13 protein-coding genes are annotated in these 21,015 nt (G+C 45.7%); 1 reads left to right on the plus strand and 12 read right to left on the minus strand.

Annotation, left to right across the window (positions count from 1 at the left end; all coding sequences use genetic code 11):
- Nucleotides 1–108: 108 nt before the first annotated feature.
- The gene (locus CSX02_RS05390; protein WP_099385905.1) at nucleotides 109–3,597 is read right to left on the minus strand and encodes a DNA polymerase III subunit alpha; all 3,489 of its coding nucleotides are present in this window, start codon (nucleotides 3,595–3,597) and stop codon (nucleotides 109–111) included.
- Nucleotides 3,598–4,364: 767 nt separating this feature from the next.
- Here CSX02_RS05390 and CSX02_RS05395 point away from each other — a divergent pair.
- Entirely contained in the window at nucleotides 4,365–6,290 is a 1,926-nt protein-coding gene (locus tag CSX02_RS05395; RefSeq protein WP_099385906.1) for a diguanylate cyclase domain-containing protein, read from the plus strand.
- 74 nt (nucleotides 6,291–6,364) lie between these two features.
- Here CSX02_RS05395 and CSX02_RS05400 read toward each other — a convergent pair whose 3' ends face one another.
- The 11 genes from CSX02_RS05400 to CSX02_RS05450 all read right to left on the minus strand — a co-directional run bounded on the left by CSX02_RS05400 (nucleotide 6,365) and on the right by CSX02_RS05450 (nucleotide 20,992).
- Complete coding sequence (locus CSX02_RS05400) at nucleotides 6,365–7,840, minus strand: response regulator transcription factor (protein WP_031545019.1); 1,476 nt, start codon at nucleotides 7,838–7,840, stop codon at nucleotides 6,365–6,367.
- Nucleotides 7,837–9,708, minus strand: coding sequence for a sensor histidine kinase (locus CSX02_RS05405; protein ID WP_099385907.1), 1,872 nt, complete (start codon nucleotides 9,706–9,708; stop codon nucleotides 7,837–7,839). The genes CSX02_RS05400 and CSX02_RS05405 overlap by 4 nt, the downstream gene beginning before the upstream one ends.
- Before the next feature lie 3 nt (nucleotides 9,709–9,711).
- Entirely contained in the window at nucleotides 9,712–11,361 is a 1,650-nt protein-coding gene (locus CSX02_RS05410) for an extracellular solute-binding protein (protein WP_099385908.1), read from the minus strand.
- Nucleotides 11,321–12,289 carry an alpha/beta hydrolase gene (locus CSX02_RS05415; protein WP_189281367.1) on the minus strand — a complete coding sequence of 323 codons (969 nt, stop codon included), beginning with the start codon at nucleotides 12,287–12,289 and terminating at the stop codon, nucleotides 11,321–11,323. The genes CSX02_RS05410 and CSX02_RS05415 overlap by 41 nt, the downstream gene beginning before the upstream one ends.
- Complete coding sequence (locus tag CSX02_RS05420) at nucleotides 12,276–13,073, minus strand: glycerophosphodiester phosphodiesterase (protein WP_031545013.1); 798 nt, start codon at nucleotides 13,071–13,073, stop codon at nucleotides 12,276–12,278. Before CSX02_RS05420 ends, CSX02_RS05415 begins: the two co-directional genes overlap by 14 nt.
- Before the next feature lie 10 nt (nucleotides 13,074–13,083).
- On the minus strand, nucleotides 13,084–14,433 hold the full coding sequence (locus CSX02_RS05425) for an MFS transporter (protein ID WP_099385910.1): 1,350 nt from the start codon (nucleotides 14,431–14,433) through the stop codon (nucleotides 13,084–13,086).
- Nucleotides 14,434–14,438: 5 nt separating this feature from the next.
- Nucleotides 14,439–15,281 carry a glycosyltransferase family 2 protein gene (locus tag CSX02_RS05430; protein WP_099385911.1) on the minus strand — a complete coding sequence of 281 codons (843 nt, stop codon included), beginning with the start codon at nucleotides 15,279–15,281 and terminating at the stop codon, nucleotides 14,439–14,441.
- 14 nt (nucleotides 15,282–15,295) lie between these two features.
- Nucleotides 15,296–16,045, minus strand: a complete 750-nt coding sequence (gene larB, locus CSX02_RS05435) for a nickel pincer cofactor biosynthesis protein LarB (RefSeq protein ID WP_099385912.1) — start codon at nucleotides 16,043–16,045, stop codon at nucleotides 15,296–15,298.
- 82 nt (nucleotides 16,046–16,127) lie between these two features.
- Nucleotides 16,128–18,836 carry a C1 family peptidase gene (locus CSX02_RS05440; RefSeq protein ID WP_099385913.1) on the minus strand — a complete coding sequence of 903 codons (2,709 nt, stop codon included), beginning with the start codon at nucleotides 18,834–18,836 and terminating at the stop codon, nucleotides 16,128–16,130.
- Nucleotides 18,837–19,023: 187 nt separating this feature from the next.
- Nucleotides 19,024–19,971, minus strand: coding sequence for a carbohydrate kinase family protein (locus tag CSX02_RS05445; protein WP_099385914.1), 948 nt, complete (start codon nucleotides 19,969–19,971; stop codon nucleotides 19,024–19,026).
- Between the two features lie 43 nt (nucleotides 19,972–20,014).
- Complete coding sequence (locus CSX02_RS05450) at nucleotides 20,015–20,992, minus strand: LacI family DNA-binding transcriptional regulator (protein WP_099385915.1); 978 nt, start codon at nucleotides 20,990–20,992, stop codon at nucleotides 20,015–20,017.
- Between the last annotated feature and the right edge of the window lie 23 nt (nucleotides 20,993–21,015).

Below are 21,015 nucleotides of genomic sequence, written 5' to 3' on the forward strand. Positions count from 1 at the left end.
GTAATCAGGATGCGAGCTTTTGCATATATGAAAACCAAAATATTCTTGCAAAGTGAAGGGTTACCGGGTTTATGGACTGAGGATGTTTATCATAAAACAGACTGTGAATTATGACATTGCTTTTTCTTTTATGACAATGTCTTCTCTCGGGAGAATCGAAAGCAGCATCGCCTCAAGGTCTCCGTTTGCCTTGACTGTCATTCGCCGTCCCATGCGCTTGATTGCCTTATCCGCCGCAATATAGATAATCACCTGGTCATTGCCGTCCGAACCGGCAAGCATTGTTTCAAGTTCTGACGCTTTTTGCTCGTATTCCCCAAGTGTCGCAAAGCGAAGCCAAAGTTCCTTTTGCGTATCTTCAAACGGGACGATGCGATCGCAGATCAGTTTCCCGTTTTCCTCATCCTCCGCCGAGACGCGACCTCGGACAAATACCTTCGCATCCGTCTGGATAAAGGATTTATAATTCTCATATACTCTTGAAAATGCAAGCACTTCCACAGAACCTGACAAATCTTCGACTGTAAAAATGCCCATTGCCTGATTGCGCTTGGTATATTTCTCGGTTCGTTCCGTAATCATGCCGCCGATTGTCACATATTCACCGTCGTGCACTTTCGTCGTATGGGTGTCTTCGTCCACCATAAAATCGGTTGCCTGTGCGGTCACATGGTCGTGCATCTTTTCCATATATTCCTCGAGTGGATGTCCACTCAAATAGATGCCGAGCACTTCCTTTTCAAACCCGAGCATAATTTCTTTATCAAATTCTCCGACATCCGGATAACGAATTTCAAATTCTTTTTTTGAATCCTCATCCACCAAATCAAACAGGCTCATCTGGCCGCTAAGAGAATCTTTCTTTTCACGGTTAATGGTATCAATCAGCTGTGCATGAATGGTAATCATCTGCTTTCTCGTACCGTCGAGACTGTCGCATGCACCGGCTTTGATCAGGTTTTCCACCGCGCGCTTATTGATATCACGTCCTGTCACACGACGCACAAAATCCTGCAAAGTCCTGTATTCGCCACCATTTTCGCGCTCCTGCAAAATGGCATCGATAACCGGTCGGCCGAGACTTCGGATTGCATACAGTCCATATCGCACGGCACCGTTTTCTGCCGAGAATTCTCCGGTTCCGCGATTGATATCCGGTGGCAGTACCTGAATTCCCATTTCGCGCGTCTGCGCAAGATACTCAGCCAATTTGGTGGAATTGTCAATCACTGAGGTCATCAGCGCTGCCATATATTCCACCGGATAATAATTCTTCAGCCATGCTGTCTGCATACTGATGACAGCATAAGCAGCCGCATGCGATTTGTTAAATGCATATGCGGCAAAACTGAGCATGCGATCGTAGATGCCGTTTGCAACATCCTCCGGGATTCCGTTGTTGACACATCCCTTGATTTTGCGTTCTTCGCTTCCATGTACGAAATATTCGCGCTCCTCATCGATGACATATTTCTTTTTCTTGCTCATCGCACGGCGGATATTGTCCGCCTGTCCCATGGTATATCCCGCAAGCTGCTGTACAATCTGCATAACCTGTTCCTGATATACAATACAGCCGTATGTCGGCTCAAGAATCGGTTTGAGCATCGGAGTTGCATAAACCACTTCTTCCCCGCTGTTCTTACCGCGAATATAATCCGGAATAAAATCCATTGGGCCCGGGCGATAAAGCGAAATACCTGCCACGATATCCTCGAAGCTCTGCGGTTTTAATTCCTTCATAAAGTTCTGCATTCCGCCGGATTCTAACTGAAAGACACCGGCGGTCTTTCCCGTTCCAATGAAATCCAATGTCGCTTTATCATTAAAATCAATATGATCGATGTCAATCTCAATGCCCCTCGACTGCTTTACATTCTTGACTGCATCCTTAAGCACGGTCAGCGTACGAAGTCCCAGAAAATCCATCTTGAGCAAACCGAGTTCTTCGAGCTGTACCATATTATATTCCGCAGTCGGACTGCCGTCATTTGCGCGTCCCAACGGCACATAATCGCTTGCGATACCCGGATAAATCACCACGCCGGCTGCATGTACGGAGGTATGGTTTGGCAGGCCTTCAAGGCGCTTGCACATCTCAATCATGTCGTGAATCTGTGGATCTGATTCATAGATTCCGCGCAATTCCGGATTCATCTGCAAGGCTTTTTCGATGGTAATATTGAGCTCCATCGGTACCATCTTGGCCAGCCTGTCCGTCTCCGAATACGGAAAATCCAATGCTTTTCCAACCGATTTGATGACACCGCGCGCAGCCATCGTACCAAAGGTTACAATCTGTGTCACCGAATCCTGTCCGTATTTTTCCTGCACATATTCGATTGCACGATAGCGCTCCGCATACTCAAAGTCCACATCAATATCCGGCATGGATACACGCTCCGGATTCAGGAAACGTTCAAACAGCAACCGATATCGAACCGGATCGATATTTGTAATTCCGGTGCAATAACATACACGGCTGCCCGCTGCAGATCCACGGCCCGGTCCAACCCAGCAGTCATGCGTGCGCGCCCAGTTGATATAATCCCAGACAATCAAAATATACTCGACGAATCCCATCTTTTGGATAACGCCAAGCTCGTATTGCATATCTTTATAAATCTGTTCGCATTGCTCCGGAGTATATTCCCCGGTATTGCGATATTTCTCGTCAAATCCCTTTTCACACAGTGCATTCAGGAATTCCCATGCGCTCTCATATCCTGCCGGGATTTCATATTTCGGAATCTTGTAATTACCAAATTCAATTTCGACCCGACAGCGCTGTGCAATCCGGTCCGTATTGTCAACTGCCTGCTGCGCATAAGGAAAGAGCTGACGCATCTCTGCCTCGCTCTTGACATAATACTGTCCGCCGTCATAGCGCATGCGGTCCTCGTCCGATACCAGCTTTCCCGTCTGAATACAAAGCAGCACATCATGAGCCGTTGCATCCTCCGCATTCGTATAATGACAGTCGTTCGTACATACCAGATCAATTCCAAGCTCCTGGCTCATGCGCACCAGCAGCGGATTAATTCTCTTTTGATCCGAAATACCATGATCCTGCAATTCCAGATAAAAATGATCTTTCCCAAAACAATCCCGATATTTCTGTGCAACTGCTTTCGCCTCTTCATAAAAACCGCGCACCAGATTTCTCGGAATCTCACCTGCCAGACATGCGGACAGCGCAATCAGACCCTCGTGATATTTCTCGAGTGTCTCAAAATCCACACGCGGCTTATAATAATACCCTTCTGTAAATCCAATCGAAACGATCTTCATCAGATTGGCATAACCCGTATTATTCTCTGCCAGCAGTACCAGATGATAATATCTGTCATCTCCGGCGCCCAGTTCACGGTCAAATCTCGATCCGGGCGACACATAAATTTCGCATCCAATGACCGGATTGATTCCCTGCGCCTTTGCCTCTTTATAAAATTGTATAACGCCATACATATTGCCATGGTCCGTAATTGCAGCGCTCGTCATTCCCAATTCCTTGACTCTTGCCACATAATCCTTAATTTTGTTCGAACCATCCAACAGCGAAAACTCTGTATGTGTATGCAAATGTGCAAATGCCATCTTTTATGCTCCTCATTCTACTGACAATCATCTTATTATACCCGATTTTTCCATACATTCCTACCCCCGCATCAATTTTTGAGGTTCCCATTCACAGTCTGTATTTTTTAGGCATCCTCACCCCATGCCCCCGGTACGCCCTTCACTTTGCAAGAATATTTTGGTTTTCATATATGCAAAAGCTTGCATCCTGATTTTCATGTGTTTTTTGAATGCCTGTACAATTTTGAAAAAAGTTTTATAGCTGGCGGACACACAAAACTTTCGTATATGTACTTCTCATCTAAAGGATACCCGGGTGAATTGGAGTGCGCCCTAGTGAAATAAAAATGAGTTTTGATGTTTATAGGCATGCGCCGCCACGGAAGGCGGCGCAAATGCGATTGCAACACGACGTTGCGTAATGCATGGTGCCTATAAACACAAAACTCATTTTGTCATTTCACTTGGCAAACGGAGTCTGAACCCGGGTATCCCTTAGACTGAGGAGTACATAATATCAATAAATTAAGTGTCCGCCACTTCATAAACCTTTTTCCAAAATCGTTCATTCATCAAAAGACACATGAGTGATGCTCGCCTTTTGCATATTGAAAACCTTAAATATTCGCAAAATGTGAAGGGGTTACCGGGGGCATGGGGCGAGGATGCTACTGTAGTACATGCTGTGAATGGGAACTTTTTGGCAGGGAGGCTTGATGTAGGAAAACTACGAGGGTATAATAGATGATAGTTTCCGACGATACGGAAATGCGGGAGAGGGTTTTATGTATCAAAAGAAAAAAATTGCTTTATTTATTTCGCATATTTATGGTGAGTATCAGACCAATCTATGTCAGGGTGTGGTGGAACAGGCACAGGAATATGGATATCGTGCCGAGATTTATGCCACAAACGATGGGGAGGATTTGGGTGATTACTCCAAAGGCGAGACCAGTATTTTGAGTATTCCGAATTTCACGGATCTCGCCGGTATCATTTTCGCGTCAGGTACATATTTCTCGCCTGTTTTACGCGATAAAATCCGCAGAAAATTGTTAAAACAAAAAGATTGTCCTGTTGTGGAAGTCACAGAAAGTCCGACAGAATTTCCGGTGGTATGTATGGAAAACAATCGCACGGCCGGAACACTGACAGAGCATTTGATCAGTGCCCATCAGCTGAAACGTATCTGTTATCTGGGAATCGAAGAAGATAATTATTTTTCACGGCAGCGCCAAAAAGCCTTTGAAACAACAATGGGTCGCAATCAGTTGCCGGTGGAATCATGGATGATTTATCATCTGTGCGGATTAGATGATTCTGCCGGATATGAAGAAGCCTTTCAGCAATTCCGTGAGGGACAATTTGAAGCCGTTGTTTGCTACAACGATGAGGTTGCACTGCGATTTTGGACACTTGCGCATGATCATGGGCTCGAAGTACCAAAAGATTTTGCAATCACCGGATGCGACAGTTCGGAGCAGGGGCAAAATATTACACCGCCGCTGACGACTGTCACATTTCCGACATATCAGGTCGGAATCGCTGCCGTGGATTTGTTGATGAAACAGGGAAAAGCCAATGCAGAGCAATCCACCACTGTATTTGCGGAACCGGTATACGGTGGTTCGTGCGGCTGCAGTTATCATCGCAATGCGCTGGGATTCAAGTATGACAATGCCCTCAATTCACGGATTCGCAATCTGGAAAATTCCATGTTTACCTCCATGAAAATGGCGGCAGATTTTTCGCATGTGACCGATCTCGACGCGGGAATGGATCTGCTCGAAGAATATGTCAACTATATCGATGGATGCAAAGAATTTTACCTGTGTCTTTACAATGATTGGGATAATGTCACAAGCAGTGCGCTTTCTCTGGCAGAAGAAAACGATCCGGATTATGATTTGTCGGGCATTGACAATGATACCCTGCTGCTAAAACTTGCACTGCGCGATGGAAAACGCCTGCCGGAATGTTCATTTTCGAAAACCTCACTTTTGCCTGACTATCTGCAGAAGAATCAAACCTCATCCTATGTGGTTTGTCCGCTCTTTTTCGAAAATCATGTTTTTGGCTATCTGGCAATGTCCTTCGCCGATAACCGCATGGGATTTCAGTTTAAGCTCGTGCAATGGCTGATGAATATCACAGCATTGCTTCAAAATCTGTGTGAAGCCAAGCATACACAGGCGCTTGCAAAGCATCTCGAGTCCGTCTATCTGCGTGATACTTTGACCGGACTGAACAACCACCACGGGTTTATTCAGCAGGAGCAGATTCTCTTTGATCACTGCAAAGAAGGCGACTGTCTCATTGCAGTTCTGATGGATATGGATCTTCTGAAATCCATCAATGACCAGTTTGGGCATACGGAGGGAGATTTTGCGATTCGCACAATTGGTCAGGCGATTCAGCAGGCCTGTGAATCCGATGATATCGGTGCGCGTTTCAGCGGTGACGAATTTTATATTTTATTGCATGGCACAAAGCCGGAACGAGGCGATGCTTTTATCGAGAATGTAATGCATTACCTCTCCAATTTTAATGCCTTAAGCAGTAAGCCATATACCATTTCAATTTCCAGTGGCGCACATACCATCCCGTTTGTCAAAGGCATTACGCAATCTGCCATTGATGCTGCATTTGATTGTGCAGATGAAAAAATGTATGCGCAAAAGCGCTCAAAAAACAAAACAATTCTTCGCTAAAAAGCACGAAATTCAAGCAAACACAAGCCCACCGCTTAACACTAAGCGGTGGGCTTCTAACTTATCTGCGCCAATCAGCGCAGAACATTTTTGCGATATTCACTTGGCGATACCCCACAACATTGGCGAAATACCTTCAGGAATGTCTTTTCATTTTCATATCCGACATATTCCCCGATGTCTGTGATACGCATATCCGTTTCTTCAAGCAGTCTGCGTGCTTCTCCCATACGCACTTCTTTCATGAAATCTTTGAAATTCTTTCCTGTATATTGTTTGAATGAATAAGAAAACATGGTATAGTTCATCGAAATTTCGTTGGAAACCACAGCCATATTCAAATCTTTTCGAAAATGATTCTTGATATAATCGACTGCCTGTGCAATCTTTTGCTGGTTGGAATCCATATCCTGCGTCTGATGAATCCGCTCGTGGAACGAAATCATCCATGATGAAAATTCTTCTTCAAATTCATCCAGATTCTCATAACACATCACCTGACGCAGGCGACTGAATGCCTCCTCGTCCTCCTCCCGAAAAGAATTCCGATAAAACTCCTTTGCCTGCGAAAGGAACATTGTCATTTCCCGATTGAAATCTGCCATTTGAATATATCCACGATGCACCGTGAGGAAGAAGCGATCCCACAATGCCGTCAGTTCATCGGTCTTTTCGGTTCCGATCAATTGCAGTCTTTGCATGCGTGATGTCTCTGTCATAAATTTGTCACCCGACTCTTTTAATTCCGGGCGTATCTGTGGCTGTGTCAATACATCGTCATATGTAATCTTACTCTGATTACCTGCGCAATAAGCATATGCACGTGCTTTTTTTGCCTCTTCATATGCATTCTTTAATTCAACGATTCCGAAATGCTTCCGGCTAATACCGACAGAGCGGTCGTCCATCTCACTTTTCAGGAACACATCCAATGTGTCCTCCGGCACTACCACAACTGTGCCTTCCTCCATCTCCGGAACCAGATAGTATGACTGGCTATCCTCGATTTCGCAATCGCGTCCTGCACATAATACAAAATATCCGTTTTGCCAAAAGGCTTTCTCGTATTTTTGAATCAGAAGCGTCATTTCGTCTTCCGTCACTTCATCGGTGATAATATGCCGAATCTGTGCGATTCCGATTTTGCGTTCTTTGTGATAATGTTCCTGGCGCTGTGTAATCTCGCGCTCTAACATCGTTAAGACTTCTACGATTTTTTCTCGTTCCACCGGCTTTAAGATATATTCGCGGACACCATTACGCATCATCTCCACTGCATAGGAAAAGTCATCATATCCGCTGATTGCCACAATAATCGGAGGATTGTCAACTTCTTCGTGAATCCGGCGCACCAATTCGATTCCATCCATCTTTGGCATACGAATATCCGTAAACATCACATCAATATCCTGTTCACGCACCACTTCGAGCGCTGATTCTCCGTTGGAACATTCCATGATGACTTCCACCGGAACTCCACTTCGCTGAATCATCGTCTTTATGCCTTGTCGGATCAATTTCTCATCTTCGACAATCAATATCGTCTTCACTGTTTTTCCTCCCTCGTTTCATCCGAGTTTTGCGCTGCACGTATAATTGCTTCCCGATCGGTTGCGCTGTTTTGTAAAGCCTGTCTTTTGGGAATGCGTACCGCCACTTTTGTATAACAACCCAGTTTGGTTGCAAATGTCAATCCATAATTTTTGCCAAATGCCATCTGAATACGGTCATGCACATTTTTCAAACCGATACCGTTACTCTTACTCGTGCCGCCGGTCGGTTCGACAGCCTGATCCATCCGCTTCTGCAATGCGATAAATTCATCTTCTGTCATGCCGCTTCCGGCATCCGTAATCTCAATCACGCAGTCATCGCCCTCGTACCATCCTTTGATATAGATGGTCGCATCTTCCGCCATAGGCTCGATTCCATGCAGGACAGCGTTCTCGACAATCGGTTGCAAAGACATCTTCGGCAATTCCTGATTCATCATCGACTCGTGCAAATTCAAAGACAAAAATACAGTAAAATCATATCGCAGGTTGATCAAAACCAGATAGCTCTTGATATATTCTAGTTCTTCTCTTAAGCTGACATTGCCCGATACCCAGCGCATACTATAGCGCAACAATTTGCCAAGTGCAGTAATCGCGTCGCTGATTTCATATTCTTCGTCAATCTCGGCCATCATCTTGATAGACTCAAGAACATTATAAATAAAATGCGCATTGATCTGATTTTGCAGCGCACGAATCTCAGAATTTTTCACGAGAATCTCTCTGTCAATGTTCTCCTGATTCAGCACCTGAATCCGGTCGAGCATCATATTAAGCTGTGTTCCCAGCTCGCCCATCTCGTCATTGGTCTGACGAATGATACGGGTATCCATCTCGCCTTTGGAAACGCGGCGCATCTCGTTCATAATAATATAAAGCTGACGCAACATCAAGCGAACCAGCAGATTGATAATCACCGTCAGCAATGCAAGTGCCAAAATCATGGACAGTACAAAGACATTGCGCTGCTCATATACACGATGGATTGGATCTGTAATATCCTCAACCTGAATCAGCTTTCCACCGAACTCATCCACTGAGAGCACGGTAATAATCAAATGGCGTCCGGCTTCTTTCCGATAATGAACAGGTTCCTGTGTACCTTCATACTCGTCTAAAATTGTGCGCATAATCTGCTTATACTCATCTGTCTGCTGTTCTCCAAAATAGAGACGGTGATTGGAATCCACGAAACAGCTGAACTCACTTTCGTTCTCATCATACAGGCAGGAAAACATCGTCTCCATTCCAACGGCAGCCTCAATATAGCCGATATGGCCGTTGTCATGGTCCTCAATTTTGGTGATGCAGGACATAATCTGTTCATCCTGACTGGTGGTCAGCGAAGAGAATGCCGTATCATAATATCCGAAATGCCATCCTTCGATCCTTGCCTCTTTGCTCCATGCGAGATTTTGCATGCGCTCTGCATTATAAAGAATCGGCATCACTTCCTGCACATTATCTGTCACAGAATAGACACGCACCGCATACAGTAACGGGTTGTTGTATACCAGTCGTTCCAGATTGGTGACATCTGTCTTTTGAAAGTCAATCAGTTCTTTGGTAGACAGTTTTTCCCCGAGATATGCACGATTCAGTACATCCTTCATCTCCTCGTCCGAGAGAAAAAACTGTGTCGACATGTTAATGGAATCCAAGCCGGTTCCAATGGCATTTCGTGCCTGATCCATCTTGTATTCCATGTAATGGGAATGTTCCTTAATGGTATCAATTTCCATATTTCGAAACAGTAATCCGGCAAGAATTCCAATCGGGATTGCCGTAATCACGAGAATCACGATGGTAAATTTAATATTAAGTTTCAATCCGCTCACCCATTCACGGAATTGTCTGATCATATACTACTCCATTCCCAATCGTTTTTTGTTCTCGTTCATCTGTCTGGTACTTTCCTCCATCAGAAGGCTCCAGCCCATCTTGTCACGTTCTTTGCGATACTGTTCAAAAATCTCATCAAATTCTTCATCCGACTCTGCCAGAAGCAATTGTTTGATGGTCACACCCCACAGCTTGTCCGTGCGTTCTTTTGCCAGTCCGACCTCTGATTCACTGTCCACAAAAATATCATACTGGCCGAGGTAGGTCGCATATTGCATCGTCCAGTCTGCCATCTGCTTAATCGGTTCCTGAAATCCACTTGTCCATTTCTTTTCCATAATCGTATCCTGCAGCATCCAGTAGGTTGATGCCGCACCATACAATTTGTCATATTTTTCGCGATCTGTATTCAGCAGTTTCTGCACATCCGGGCGTACCACATATTTACCGTCGATGATATCATAGGTCTCACCTTCCACGCCAAGGCTCGTGCGCATCTGACCATACTCGCTGAGCAGATAGTCGATAAATGCGATTGCGCGCTCCGGGTGCTCACAATTTTTTGAAACCAAAGTGACGGTCCATCCGTTGATGCCACCCGTCGCCAGAATCGGATCGTCTCGTTTGGAATTGCGCGGGCCTTCCACTGCGATATAGATGGAATTCGGATCCTTGGAGTATAGAATCTTTTGCTGATCCTGCACATCTGTCCACTGATACATCAGGCAAAAATATCTGCCCTCCGACAATTTCTCACTGGTCTGGATTCGCGAATCCACAAAAATATCGTCTTTCAAATAGCCTTCCTGATACATCTGGCGAAACATCTTAAGCCAGATATGATATTCAGGATCTGAATAACGGTCATAATATTGTCCGTCTTTCTCATACGGAACTGCCAGGAAATTCAAAAGATACTGATCGAATGAAGTGCATCCGGTCTCGTTAAAAACATGTGCACCGACCGGAATCAAATCCTTTCCGTCCACTTCCGGGAACATTTGCGCTGCTTTTTTTACAGCATTATGAAAGCCCTCGGGGGTCGACATGTCCGGGCTTCCGATTGCCTCATAAATGTCTTTTCGCACCAAAAAAGTCTGGTTGGATGTAATATTGTCATTTTCCTCAACATCCTGTGGCGTAATGCTTGAATTCGGATAACCATAGACATTGCCATCCGGCATGGTAAACCAGTCCACCACCTGCGAATCTGCCACCTGATAAAAATATGGATCATATTGGTCGGCGAGCTCATTGAGCGCATAGACCTGACCGTTTCGAATCATGTCCAGGTATTGCGGTTCCCACCAGCCAAGCGTAATCACATCCGGCAAGGTATCCGATGAAATCAAAGCATTTAATTTTTCTTCTTCCGTGCCAAGTGGCGTAATAAAATTAAGGGAGACACCGGTCTCCTCTGTAATCTTTTTTGATACCAGATTCTCTCCCCATCCTGTCACAAACCAGGAATAGTTGACATACCAGTCCAGCGTAATCGGATCATCCGCATACTTTTGCCATGCAGGAGCATTTGCCTCCACTTCGGTTCCTTTTTCGGTCGTCTGTGACTGACCGGTTGCGGATGCCCCGCAGCCTGTCAACATAATTCCGGCGAGCAGCCCTGCGATGATCTTAATTTTCCTGTTGCTCCCAAAAACGAAAGATTTCGTCATAATACTGTTTCCTCATTTCCGTTGTTGCATTAAAAATTTCATGCTTTGATTGCGGATAGCGATGAATCGCGATCTGCGCCCTTTGCGCGAATTTTTCCTGTCCGCGCGGTTGCACCTTATAATCAAGTCCGGCCTGGAATAAAAGCACAGGAATCTGAATCCGGCCGGCTTTTTTGATGATTTTCTTTTGTGCACGAAGAGAAGTTGCAATCCATCGATATGTTCCTCCATAAGTGCGATATTGCTTCACCGCGCGTCTCATGTCCATCACATATTCATAGCGGGCACGCGACAGTGATGAGCTCTTCTCAAAAATATCGATTCCATCAAAGCCATGGCTGCCCATGATATAATCCTCCCCCTTTTTGCGAAAGAGCTTATACGCAGCCAGCAGACGAACTGCCCATTCCGGGAATTTGCCCAGTGTCATCTGCATCATCGGCGAGCTCAAAATAGCAGCTTTAAAATATCCCGGATATTCTTCTAAAAAAGCTGCAGCAATCGCACCGCCCATCGAATGTCCATACAGGTACAACGGCAGATTCGGGCAATTCGGTCTGACCACCATGTCTAGAAAGCATTTCAAATCATCCACATAATCATAGAAGCGGATGGCATCCACCTTGTCCAAATCTTCTGTGGAGCGATAAGAAAAACCATGTCCTCTGTGTTCCGGGAAAAAGACGGAATAACCCATTTGATAAAAATAATAAATCATCTCGTCATACTTTCCGATGAATTCACAAAATCCGTGCGAAATGACAATCGCAGCCCGTGCCTGCGGATGAATGATCTGGGTATAATGTATTTTTTGGAAATCACATCCCGGAAAGTCCCCGGACAAATAATGCGCTTTCTGAAACGGCTTGACCAGTTCGTCCATCTTGCGGGCAAAATCGTCCTCACCGAACATATTATTCGTATTCATTTTCTTCTCCATATAATACAGCGCGCGCCAGATCCGGATAATTCGTGATTACGGAATGTACGCCGGCCTGTTTGCACATTTGCAAATGTTCATTGGAATTGACGGTCCAGACATTGATATCGATTGCATTGGCTTTGCATTCCTCGATAAAGCCCGGATATTGCAGATTGTACAATGCCGGATGCAGTGCTTCCACACCATGCGTTCTCGCATATTCCGGCATGTTCAATGTCCCGTCCATATATAAAAATCCCGCATAAATCGATGGATTTAATTCTTTTAATTTCATGATGCTTGCATGATTAAAAGAAGAATACAGGACGCGGTCCTCCATCTCAAACTCTTTTGCCATCTCAAGTATTTTTTCCTCGATTGGATAAAAGACAATCCCTGTCTTTAATTCAATATCGATTGTCAGTCCGGTCGGTTCAATCAGTTCAAAAACTTCCCGCATCGTCGGCACATCCACAAATTCATATTCAGGGAAAATGATACTGCCCTGCTCTTTGCTGCCACTCCATGGGTCCGTGCGATTCTGATAATTCGCATTGAGCTGTTTGATTTCCTCCAAAGTAAAGTCCTTGACCCATCCGGATCCGTCTGTCGTGCGGTCGACGGTCTCGTCATGCATGACCACGATTTCTCCGTCCTTTGTCATCTGGATATCCAATTCGATTCCATCTGCGCCAAGGTCTACTGCCTTTTGAAACGAAGGCATTGTATTTTCCGGTGCGTAACCGGAGGCACCTCGATGTGCCAGTATTTTGATTTGATTCCTATTCATATCAATCCCTCTAATCCATATCTTCGAATGCTTCGATGCCTCGCTTTGCCTGCACCTTTGCATCTCCATGACGCACGAACAGCATCGTTACAAATGATAATAAAACAAAAATCGCACAATACGGAAACAGTGTCATGTAATTGACATGTTCAAGTAATGCACCTGCAAGAATCGGTGTTGCAATCTGTGCGGTCATGCTAAAGGTATAATAAAATCCGGTAAACCGTCCGACTTCCGATCCTTTGCACATTTCAAGTACCATCGGCAGTGAATTGACATTGATAAATGCCCATGCCACACCAACCAAAAAGAATAACAGATACAGCGGACTGTGAAATACATCAAAGAAACAGGTATATACGAATCCGCCAAAGAAACAGGCCGACAGCAGCAGTACGCCACCCATGATGGTTTTGCGTCGTCCAAGTCTGCCTGCAAGCAAGCCGGATGGAATATAAAACAGAATAGCGCCACCGGTCGCAATGGTCAGGCAGAGCGAAGCATCGCCCAGTCCCATATTCCACATGGCATCCGCATAGGTTGTAAACCATGTCTCCATCGCATTATATCCCATAAACCACAGGGCAATGGACACCAGCAGAAGCAACAGACTCTTCTTGACATCCGCAGGTAATTGTTCCTTGTTATCTTCCGTCTCTACCGCCAGATTCTCCTCCGGATGCGCGGCCTCATAGGCAAGCATTTTTGCATTTAACTGTACCTCATTGACAAAGAACATGACAACAATCAATGACAGAATCATAATGCCCGCAACCACAAGAAACAGCGGCAGATAATCGACATGGTCCACGCCTTGTGTCTTAGAAGACGGATACATCACTTTTGCAATCACAAGATAAATGATTCCACCCAGCGCACCCATCAGATTGATGATGGCATTGGCCTTGCTGCGCAACGGCTTCGGTGTCACATCCGGCATCAGAGCAACCGCCGGGCTGCGGTAGGTGCCCATAGCCACCAGGATACAGCCAAGCACACAGACAAACAAAATTTCAAATACAGTCTTGGGATTTTTAAAATATGCATTGTCAAAAAACGGGATCAACAGCATCAAAAAAACTGCTGCGACACTGCCGCCGAGAATAAACGGTTTACGCTTTCCCATTCTCGTACTGCATCGATCCGAGATACCGCCAAACAGCGGAAGCAGAAACAGTGCCAATACATTATCTGCTGCCATAATCACACCGGATATGCTTTTATCCATATGAAATGTCTTGGTCAAAATCAATGGGATTACATTGTTGTACATCTGCCAGAATGCGCAAATGGCAAGAAATGCAAATCCCACCCGAATTGTCTGCCATGTGTTCAATTTTAATTTTTGTGTACCGTCCATCGTTTCTAGTCTCCTTCTCCCTCACTTTTATTTTTTTGTGCTTCAAATACTTTTTGGTAAGCACTGTGCGCCAGTTCCTGTTGCTCCCCCGAAAGTGAATCCAGCCACTTCCGGATTGCATTTGCGAAATCATCCAGCATGCCATTTGGCGTATGCGCAAAGAAAAATGACAGCCAGTTACACCAGTCCACGTATTGATCCGGCAAAACAGTTTCCGCCATGACGGCCTTTGCCGGCGGATAAACCGCCACCTGCTTTCCATGCATGGTTGCACGGATGCATAATTCCATATCGTACCATGCATGCTCATATTCTTCCGGAAATCCCCCGATTGTTTCCACAAGCGCCGCCGAAATCATCATGGCATTCCCCGATACCGCATCGACATATACAGCATCTCCTGCCATCTGCGAATCCGTCAGCAGCACAGACGCCATCTGAAATCGCTTCCAATCAATCAAATATCCGCATCCACTTCCAAGCTGTGGCGCCACAATCCCCAATTCTTCATCCGACTGCAGCCCCCCCACCAACCGGTTCAGGCAATCCGGTGCAATACACACAGAAGAATCCAGGCAGAAATAATATTCACACCCGGATGTCTGTGCTTCATACAGTCCGATATTGCGTCCTGCAGCCGGACCGAAATATTGTTCATTTTGAATCAATGTCATTGGTTCAACTTCCGCGAATGCTTCGATGATCCGCTCCACCGAATCATCTGTGGATGCATCATCAACCAGATAGATATGATCATCCGCATCCATACTTTTTAGCACCGCCCTCACAGCCTCAATCACTTTTTTTGAACCGTTATGATGGTAAAGTACAACCCCTGTTCTTGCCATTATGCCCCCTTTTGTTATGACATATGATTGATCATATTCGCCATATATCCCGCGCCGAATCCGTTGTCAATATTGACCACAGACACTCCGCTGGCGCAGCTGTTCATCATGGAAAGAAGTGCTGCAAGTCCATCAAATGCAGCGCCATATCCCACGCTCGTCGGAACAGCAATCACCGGACAGTCTGCCATTCCTCCCACCACACTTGCAAGCGCACCTTCCATTCCTGCAATGGCAATAATCACTTTTGCCTGCATAATCGTCTCCAGATGCGGAAGCAGTCTGTGCAATCCGGCAACGCCGACATCATAAAGCCGTTCCACTCGGTTTCCGTATACCTCAGCCGTGATTGCCGCCTCCTCTGCCACCGGAATATCACTGGTGCCGCCTGTGCAAACCACAACACTTCCCAGACCGTCCGGCTCCGGCACCTCGCCAACCACACCTATTTTCGCATGCGAAAAAAAGGTAAGATCTTCATGTGCTTCTGCAATGAGCTTCGCCTTTTCTTCCGATAATCGTGTAATCAAAATCGGAGAAACCCGGCGCTGTTTCATTGCCTCCACGATTCCTATCATCTGCTCCGCAGTTTTCCCGGCTCCATAAATCACTTCCGGTTCTCCCTGCCTGAGATTCCGGTGAAAATCCACCTTTGCATAGCCCAGATCCTCAAATGGCGCTTTCTTTAAAATCAGTTCCGCTTCCTCAACGGAAATCTCCTGATTCCGCACTTTTTCCAGTAATTCTCTAATCTCTGTTTTCATAAGGCTATTATATAAAAAAATAGGGAATTGTGCACCACAAAAGTGCCAATTCCCTAAGATAAAAGTGTGAAATTTGAAAAAGCTATTTTTTTCTTGTGGTTACAGAAACCGCTTTGCTTGCCTTACCTGCAAAATTTTTGGTTCCGTTTGATTTATAAGCAACCACTTTTATGTAATATGTCTTGCCGGCTTTCAGTCCCTTATAGGCATATGCAAGGGTTTTCGGATCCTTGATGGTTGCAATTCTTGTGAATTTACCTTTCTTGGATGTTGCTGCATAGACATAATATCCGCTTGCGCCGGCAGCCTTGGTCCAGCTGATTTTGATTTTGTCTTTCGCTGTTGCCTTTGCCTTGACGGTAACGTCTTTCGTCTTTGTCACCGCACAGGTCTTCGGCTGTCCGCTGTATGCATACTGATAGATTCCGGCCTCATAATATGCCGGCGTCACTTTATAATAATATGTGGTTCCGGCTTTCAGATTCTTGTCTGTGAAAGTGACAGTCGATAATTTCTTCACATCCGCAATCTTCTTATATTTGCCGTTCTTTGAAGTCGAACGGTAAATTGCATAACCGGAATAATTGATTGTCTTTACGCGATCCCATTTCAGTGTGATGCTATTTGCTGTGGCCGCCGTCTGCTGAGCATGCGTCAGATAATGATTTACCACAGTCACCTTGCAGGTTGCAGTGCATGAGCCAAGCGTTGCAGTGATGGTTGCCGTTCCGGCCTTCACCGGCATCAGCTCGCCCTCTTCTGTGACATCGCAGACTCTACGGTTGGAACTGGTCCATTGAATCTCATCTTCATAATAAGAGCTGTCCTGAAGGTTATATTTGCCCTTCAGATAATAAGTCTTTTCCAGATTCAACGTAAGCTCAGTCTTGTTTAATTTGAAACTTGCAGGACTTCTGTTGACACGGATTACGCAATCATTGGTCATCACTGTGCCGCCTGCAGTGGTCGCTCTTGCAACGATAGTAGCAATTCCGTTTCCCACAACCGTAACTTTTCCGTTTGAATCAACCGTTGCAACCTCCGGATTGCGGCTCGACCATCTGATCGGATAGGTTCCGCAGCTTGCTGTAAGCTGTACGCTTTGGGTCTTGCGTGAATCAATCACGACATTGCGCTTGTTGATGGTAACGGAAGACGGTGTTTCCGCAGAATCGGTAAATGCCTTAATCATAGCATTGCCATATCCCGTATAATCAGACAGAGTGGAATAATCTCTCCATTCCGGATTGCCGACCGGCTGATCTGCAAATGCACGTGGTCCTCTTGCGCCAACCGGTTCCGCATAATCATATCCGTAATAGAAGGTTTCTCCCTCATGGATGGTGCCATGCGCACGTAATGCATATGCTTCAGAATTCATATAGCTTTCCGGAAGCGCTTCAACCATGATATTTCCATCAAATGTATCCTTGTCCAGCAATTCCACAACCACCGAGAATGCTTCTCCCTCAGAAATTGGAATCGCCTGATTGGTTGAAATGTTATAATATCCCGGCAATACCATTTTTCCTGTAATGGTATCCGCAAGTGTTCCGCTCTCAGGATTGTTTTCATCTGTCAATCCGGTATAGATTTGAATCTTGTATCTCTGATTGACACCGTACAGTCCAAATCCGACCTTTGTCAGTTCTTCGTCTCCACCTGCATGTGCATGGAAGACATTGGCCATTTTCTTTTCGCCGATTCCCGGACCGTAATTACTGAAATCATAATCATGCTGATAGGTATGATCGGAAGGTTTTCCCGGCTCAACATCATATGCATAAGCCTGATCCCAGATAAATGCGTCTTCATATGACATATAATAATAGCCCTTATTGCCATAATTCACGCCCCAGCTGTTCTTGATAATCCACGCGCCATCCTTTTTCGGCTTTTGTCCCATAAAGTTGTTGCGTGAGTAATGATCATTCCAACCTACCACACAAACAGCATGACCACTGTCGATATTTTCCGCATTCGCCGGCTTGTAAATTGCACCATTGGTATCATCCATATAATTGGAATCACAGTCAAATGCAATGACAACAGCACCATATTTAATAATCGCATCGCGCATTGCTTTTTTGTCTCGCGAGTTGATCATCACTGCTTTTTTCAGCCAGATTTCTCCGGTATATGCCTTTGATGCCTCAAGCTTTAATTTTTCCGAATAATTATCGATTGGAACACGCGCCTCACCGGTACCTGCCATTCCGGATGCAAGTGCAGAAATTACCTGAGGCTGATTTCCGCCCTCATTGACCAGTCGTCTGTTTGCAACATATTCAGTTGCTCCCATCGAAGTTCCAAACGGATCTTTCGCAGGATTATAGACAAAATACGCAGTCTGAATCGGAGAAATTGCCGCATCAGCCACACTAAATCCATTATTTTGAATCAATTCCGCTTCCATTGCTGCTGCAGCTGAATATGCCCAGCAGAAATTGGATGATCCCTGATTCTTGACAGATGTACGCGCGGCACTCAGATAATATGCCTGATCAATTCCCGCAGATGCCTGTGGCAACTTCCCGGATTTTGTTTCCGCAAACGGGATAGAAGGCTGGTCCCCCAATGAAACGGCTCCCTTACCGCGTTCATCCCCATTTTCGTTTTCATTCTCCGTGTCCGGATTCTGATCATCCGGTTCCTGTTCGTTCTGCGCCTGAACAACCTGCTCTGCAGCATAGACCTGCGCTTCCTCTTTTGTCTCCGGAATTGCCGGAGCCACAAGACAGCATGCCAAAACAGCGGCAAGCGCTCTCGACATCATTCGTTTGTTCTTCATATAATCACATAACCTTTCCTCTATATGCACTTCCCATGTGCAATCACATTATATCAAAGCCTTTCCCCCATAGTCTTTAAGATTTTCTTAAGAATCCTTTAGATTTTCTGATGTTCCATACATAAACAATGAGAAACGCCTCCTGTGATTTGTAACATCACAGAAGGCGTTTGCATTTGCATATGGTTTACCAGTCAATGGAAGGCATAACCTTAAGAGCCCCCTTGACCTGGGTGATTTCGGCTGCGGTATCATTGGCATGACGCAACAGATCAAGCAACTGCGCATCGGTATAGGCAAGATCTGCAACCGGATGCGTCAGGATATAATGCAGACTGCAGGCCATGAAAGTATCTCCTGCGCCGGTGGTATCCACAACATGCTCCATCGGTCGTCCGTCAGCCCGCACAACATTTCCGCCGGAGCAGGCAAGACTTCCGTCTTTGCCGAGCGTCATGAAGATGACCTTGGCACTTGTCATGGTCCGAAGCTTTGCAAAACCGGAGTCGATATCATGTTCCCCGGTCATGAATTCCACTTCATTGTCCGAAATTTTGAGAATGTCACAGTGTTCCATACCCCAGCGAATCTGCGTTTTGGCATCTTCCAGCGAATCCCAGAGCGGTTCGCGTAAATTCGGATCGAATGAGATCAGCATTCCGTTTTCCTGCGCGATTGCAACCGCCTTTTGGGTTGCTTTACGCACACCTTCGGAAGTCATGGAAAGTGTTCCAAAATGCAGGATTTCTGCAGATGCGATATAATCGGCATCAATTTCATCCTCACGCAAAAGCATATCTGCTCCCGGCTTGCGATAAAACGAAAAATCGCGATCGCCGTTTGCTTTGCGGTGCACAAACGCCAGTGTGGTTTTTGCCTCGCTGTCGTAAATGAGATGACTTGCATCAATCGAAAGGGAGCCAATGGTATCTCCGAGCATATGACCAAGGAAGTCATCTCCCACTTTGCCGATAAATCCTGTCCGGTGTCCTGCCTTTTGTAAAAAGGCAAGCACATTGCATGGTGCCCCACCCGGACATGCTTCAAAGGTCATATTGCCCTGCGCACTGTTTTCTCCCGGTGCCATATCAATCAATAATTCGCCGATTGCTATGATATCGAATTTCTTTTTCATTTTTTAATCCTCAATTTCTCATTAAAAACTGTTTTTTCTGTAGCTATGTGGTCTCCCGCTCCACGAGGGTGACCGGTAAAAGTGTCCGTTTTGCAATCACCCTGCCCTCTACTGCGTTGAGTGCCAGTGTGACCGCCTCCGTCGCCATCTCCTTGATTGGCTGATGAATGGTTGTTAACTGCGGCTGCATGAGTGCTGCCAGTCTGGTATCATCGAATCCTACGATTCGCACATCCTGTGGAACACGGATTCCCATCCTTGTACAAACCTGAATGGTCTGTGCTGCGATAACATCAGAACTTGCAAATATTCCGTCCACATCAGGATAGGTTTCCAGAGTGTGCTCGAGTAATTCATAGTATTCTTCCCGATCATACTGTTCCTGGTTTGTCGTCACTTCATAATGCGTAATCCCGCGCTTGTCGCAAATCTGCATAAAGCCTTCCGCGCGCTCATCCGCAGGCATGCTGCTCTCACTGACCCCACTGATATGGAGCAGCCTGCTGCATCCTTTTTCAATCAAATGCATTGCCGCCAGCTCACCACCCTGCAGGTTGTCGCATTCGATGGAAGCGGTTCCGTTTTCAAGGAATCGCTCCACCGTAATCAGCGGAATGTTGCTTCCCGAAAACTCCTCCACTGATACGCCGGCAGAAAATAAAATAATTGCTGCCACCCGGTTGCTGGTACACATTTCCAAGTACTCTCTTGTCTTTTGATCCGTCCCCTTGGAATTGCACAAGAGAATCTTGTATCCTTTTTTGCTTGCAACATTCTCGATGTTGCTAATCATTTCCGCAAAATACGGATGACTGATATGCGGCACAATCACACCGATTGTATTGGAACTTTGCTTTGAAAGTGAGCGCGCCAGCTCATTCGGGCGATAATTCAATTTCTTCATCGCCGCATGCACTTTTTCGCGTGTTTCCTCGCTGATATATCCCCTGTTGTTCAGCACTCTTGATACGGTTGTCACAGTTAATCCCGATTCCGCCGCTACATCTTTTAATGTTGCCATTTGACCTCCAAAAAATACATAAC

Origin of the sequence: Agathobacter ruminis, from assembly GCF_002735305.1 — a bacterium.
Classification (GTDB): domain Bacteria; phylum Bacillota; class Clostridia; order Lachnospirales; family Lachnospiraceae; genus Roseburia; species Roseburia ruminis.

Bases quoted from the DNA above. Each gene is read 5' to 3' on its own strand.
- CSX02_RS05430 (WP_099385911.1), bottom strand. From the start codon at position 15,281: ATGGCAAGAACAGGGGTTGTACTTTACCATCATAACGGTTCAAAAAAA.
- CSX02_RS05420 (WP_031545013.1), bottom strand. From the start codon at position 13,073: ATGAATAGGAATCAAATCAAAATACTGGCACATCGAGGTGCCTCCGGT.
- CSX02_RS05405 (WP_099385907.1), bottom strand. From the start codon at position 9,708: ATGATCAGACAATTCCGTGAATGGGTGAGCGGATTGAAACTTAATATT.
- larB (WP_099385912.1), bottom strand. From the start codon at position 16,045: ATGAAAACAGAGATTAGAGAATTACTGGAAAAAGTGCGGAATCAGGAG.
- CSX02_RS05410 (WP_099385908.1), bottom strand. From the start codon at position 11,361: ATGACGAAATCTTTCGTTTTTGGGAGCAACAGGAAAATTAAGATCATC.
- CSX02_RS05395 (WP_099385906.1), top strand. From the start codon at position 4,365: ATGTATCAAAAGAAAAAAATTGCTTTATTTATTTCGCATATTTATGGT.
- CSX02_RS05415 (WP_189281367.1), bottom strand. From the start codon at position 12,289: ATGAATACGAATAATATGTTCGGTGAGGACGATTTTGCCCGCAAGATG.
- CSX02_RS05440 (WP_099385913.1), bottom strand. From the start codon at position 18,836: ATGAAGAACAAACGAATGATGTCGAGAGCGCTTGCCGCTGTTTTGGCA.
- CSX02_RS05425 (WP_099385910.1), bottom strand. From the start codon at position 14,433: ATGGACGGTACACAAAAATTAAAATTGAACACATGGCAGACAATTCGG.
- CSX02_RS05445 (WP_099385914.1), bottom strand. From the start codon at position 19,971: ATGAAAAAGAAATTCGATATCATAGCAATCGGCGAATTATTGATTGAT.
- CSX02_RS05450 (WP_099385915.1), bottom strand. From the start codon at position 20,992: ATGGCAACATTAAAAGATGTAGCGGCGGAATCGGGATTAACTGTGACA.
- CSX02_RS05390 (WP_099385905.1), bottom strand. From the start codon at position 3,597: ATGGCATTTGCACATTTGCATACACATACAGAGTTTTCGCTGTTGGAT.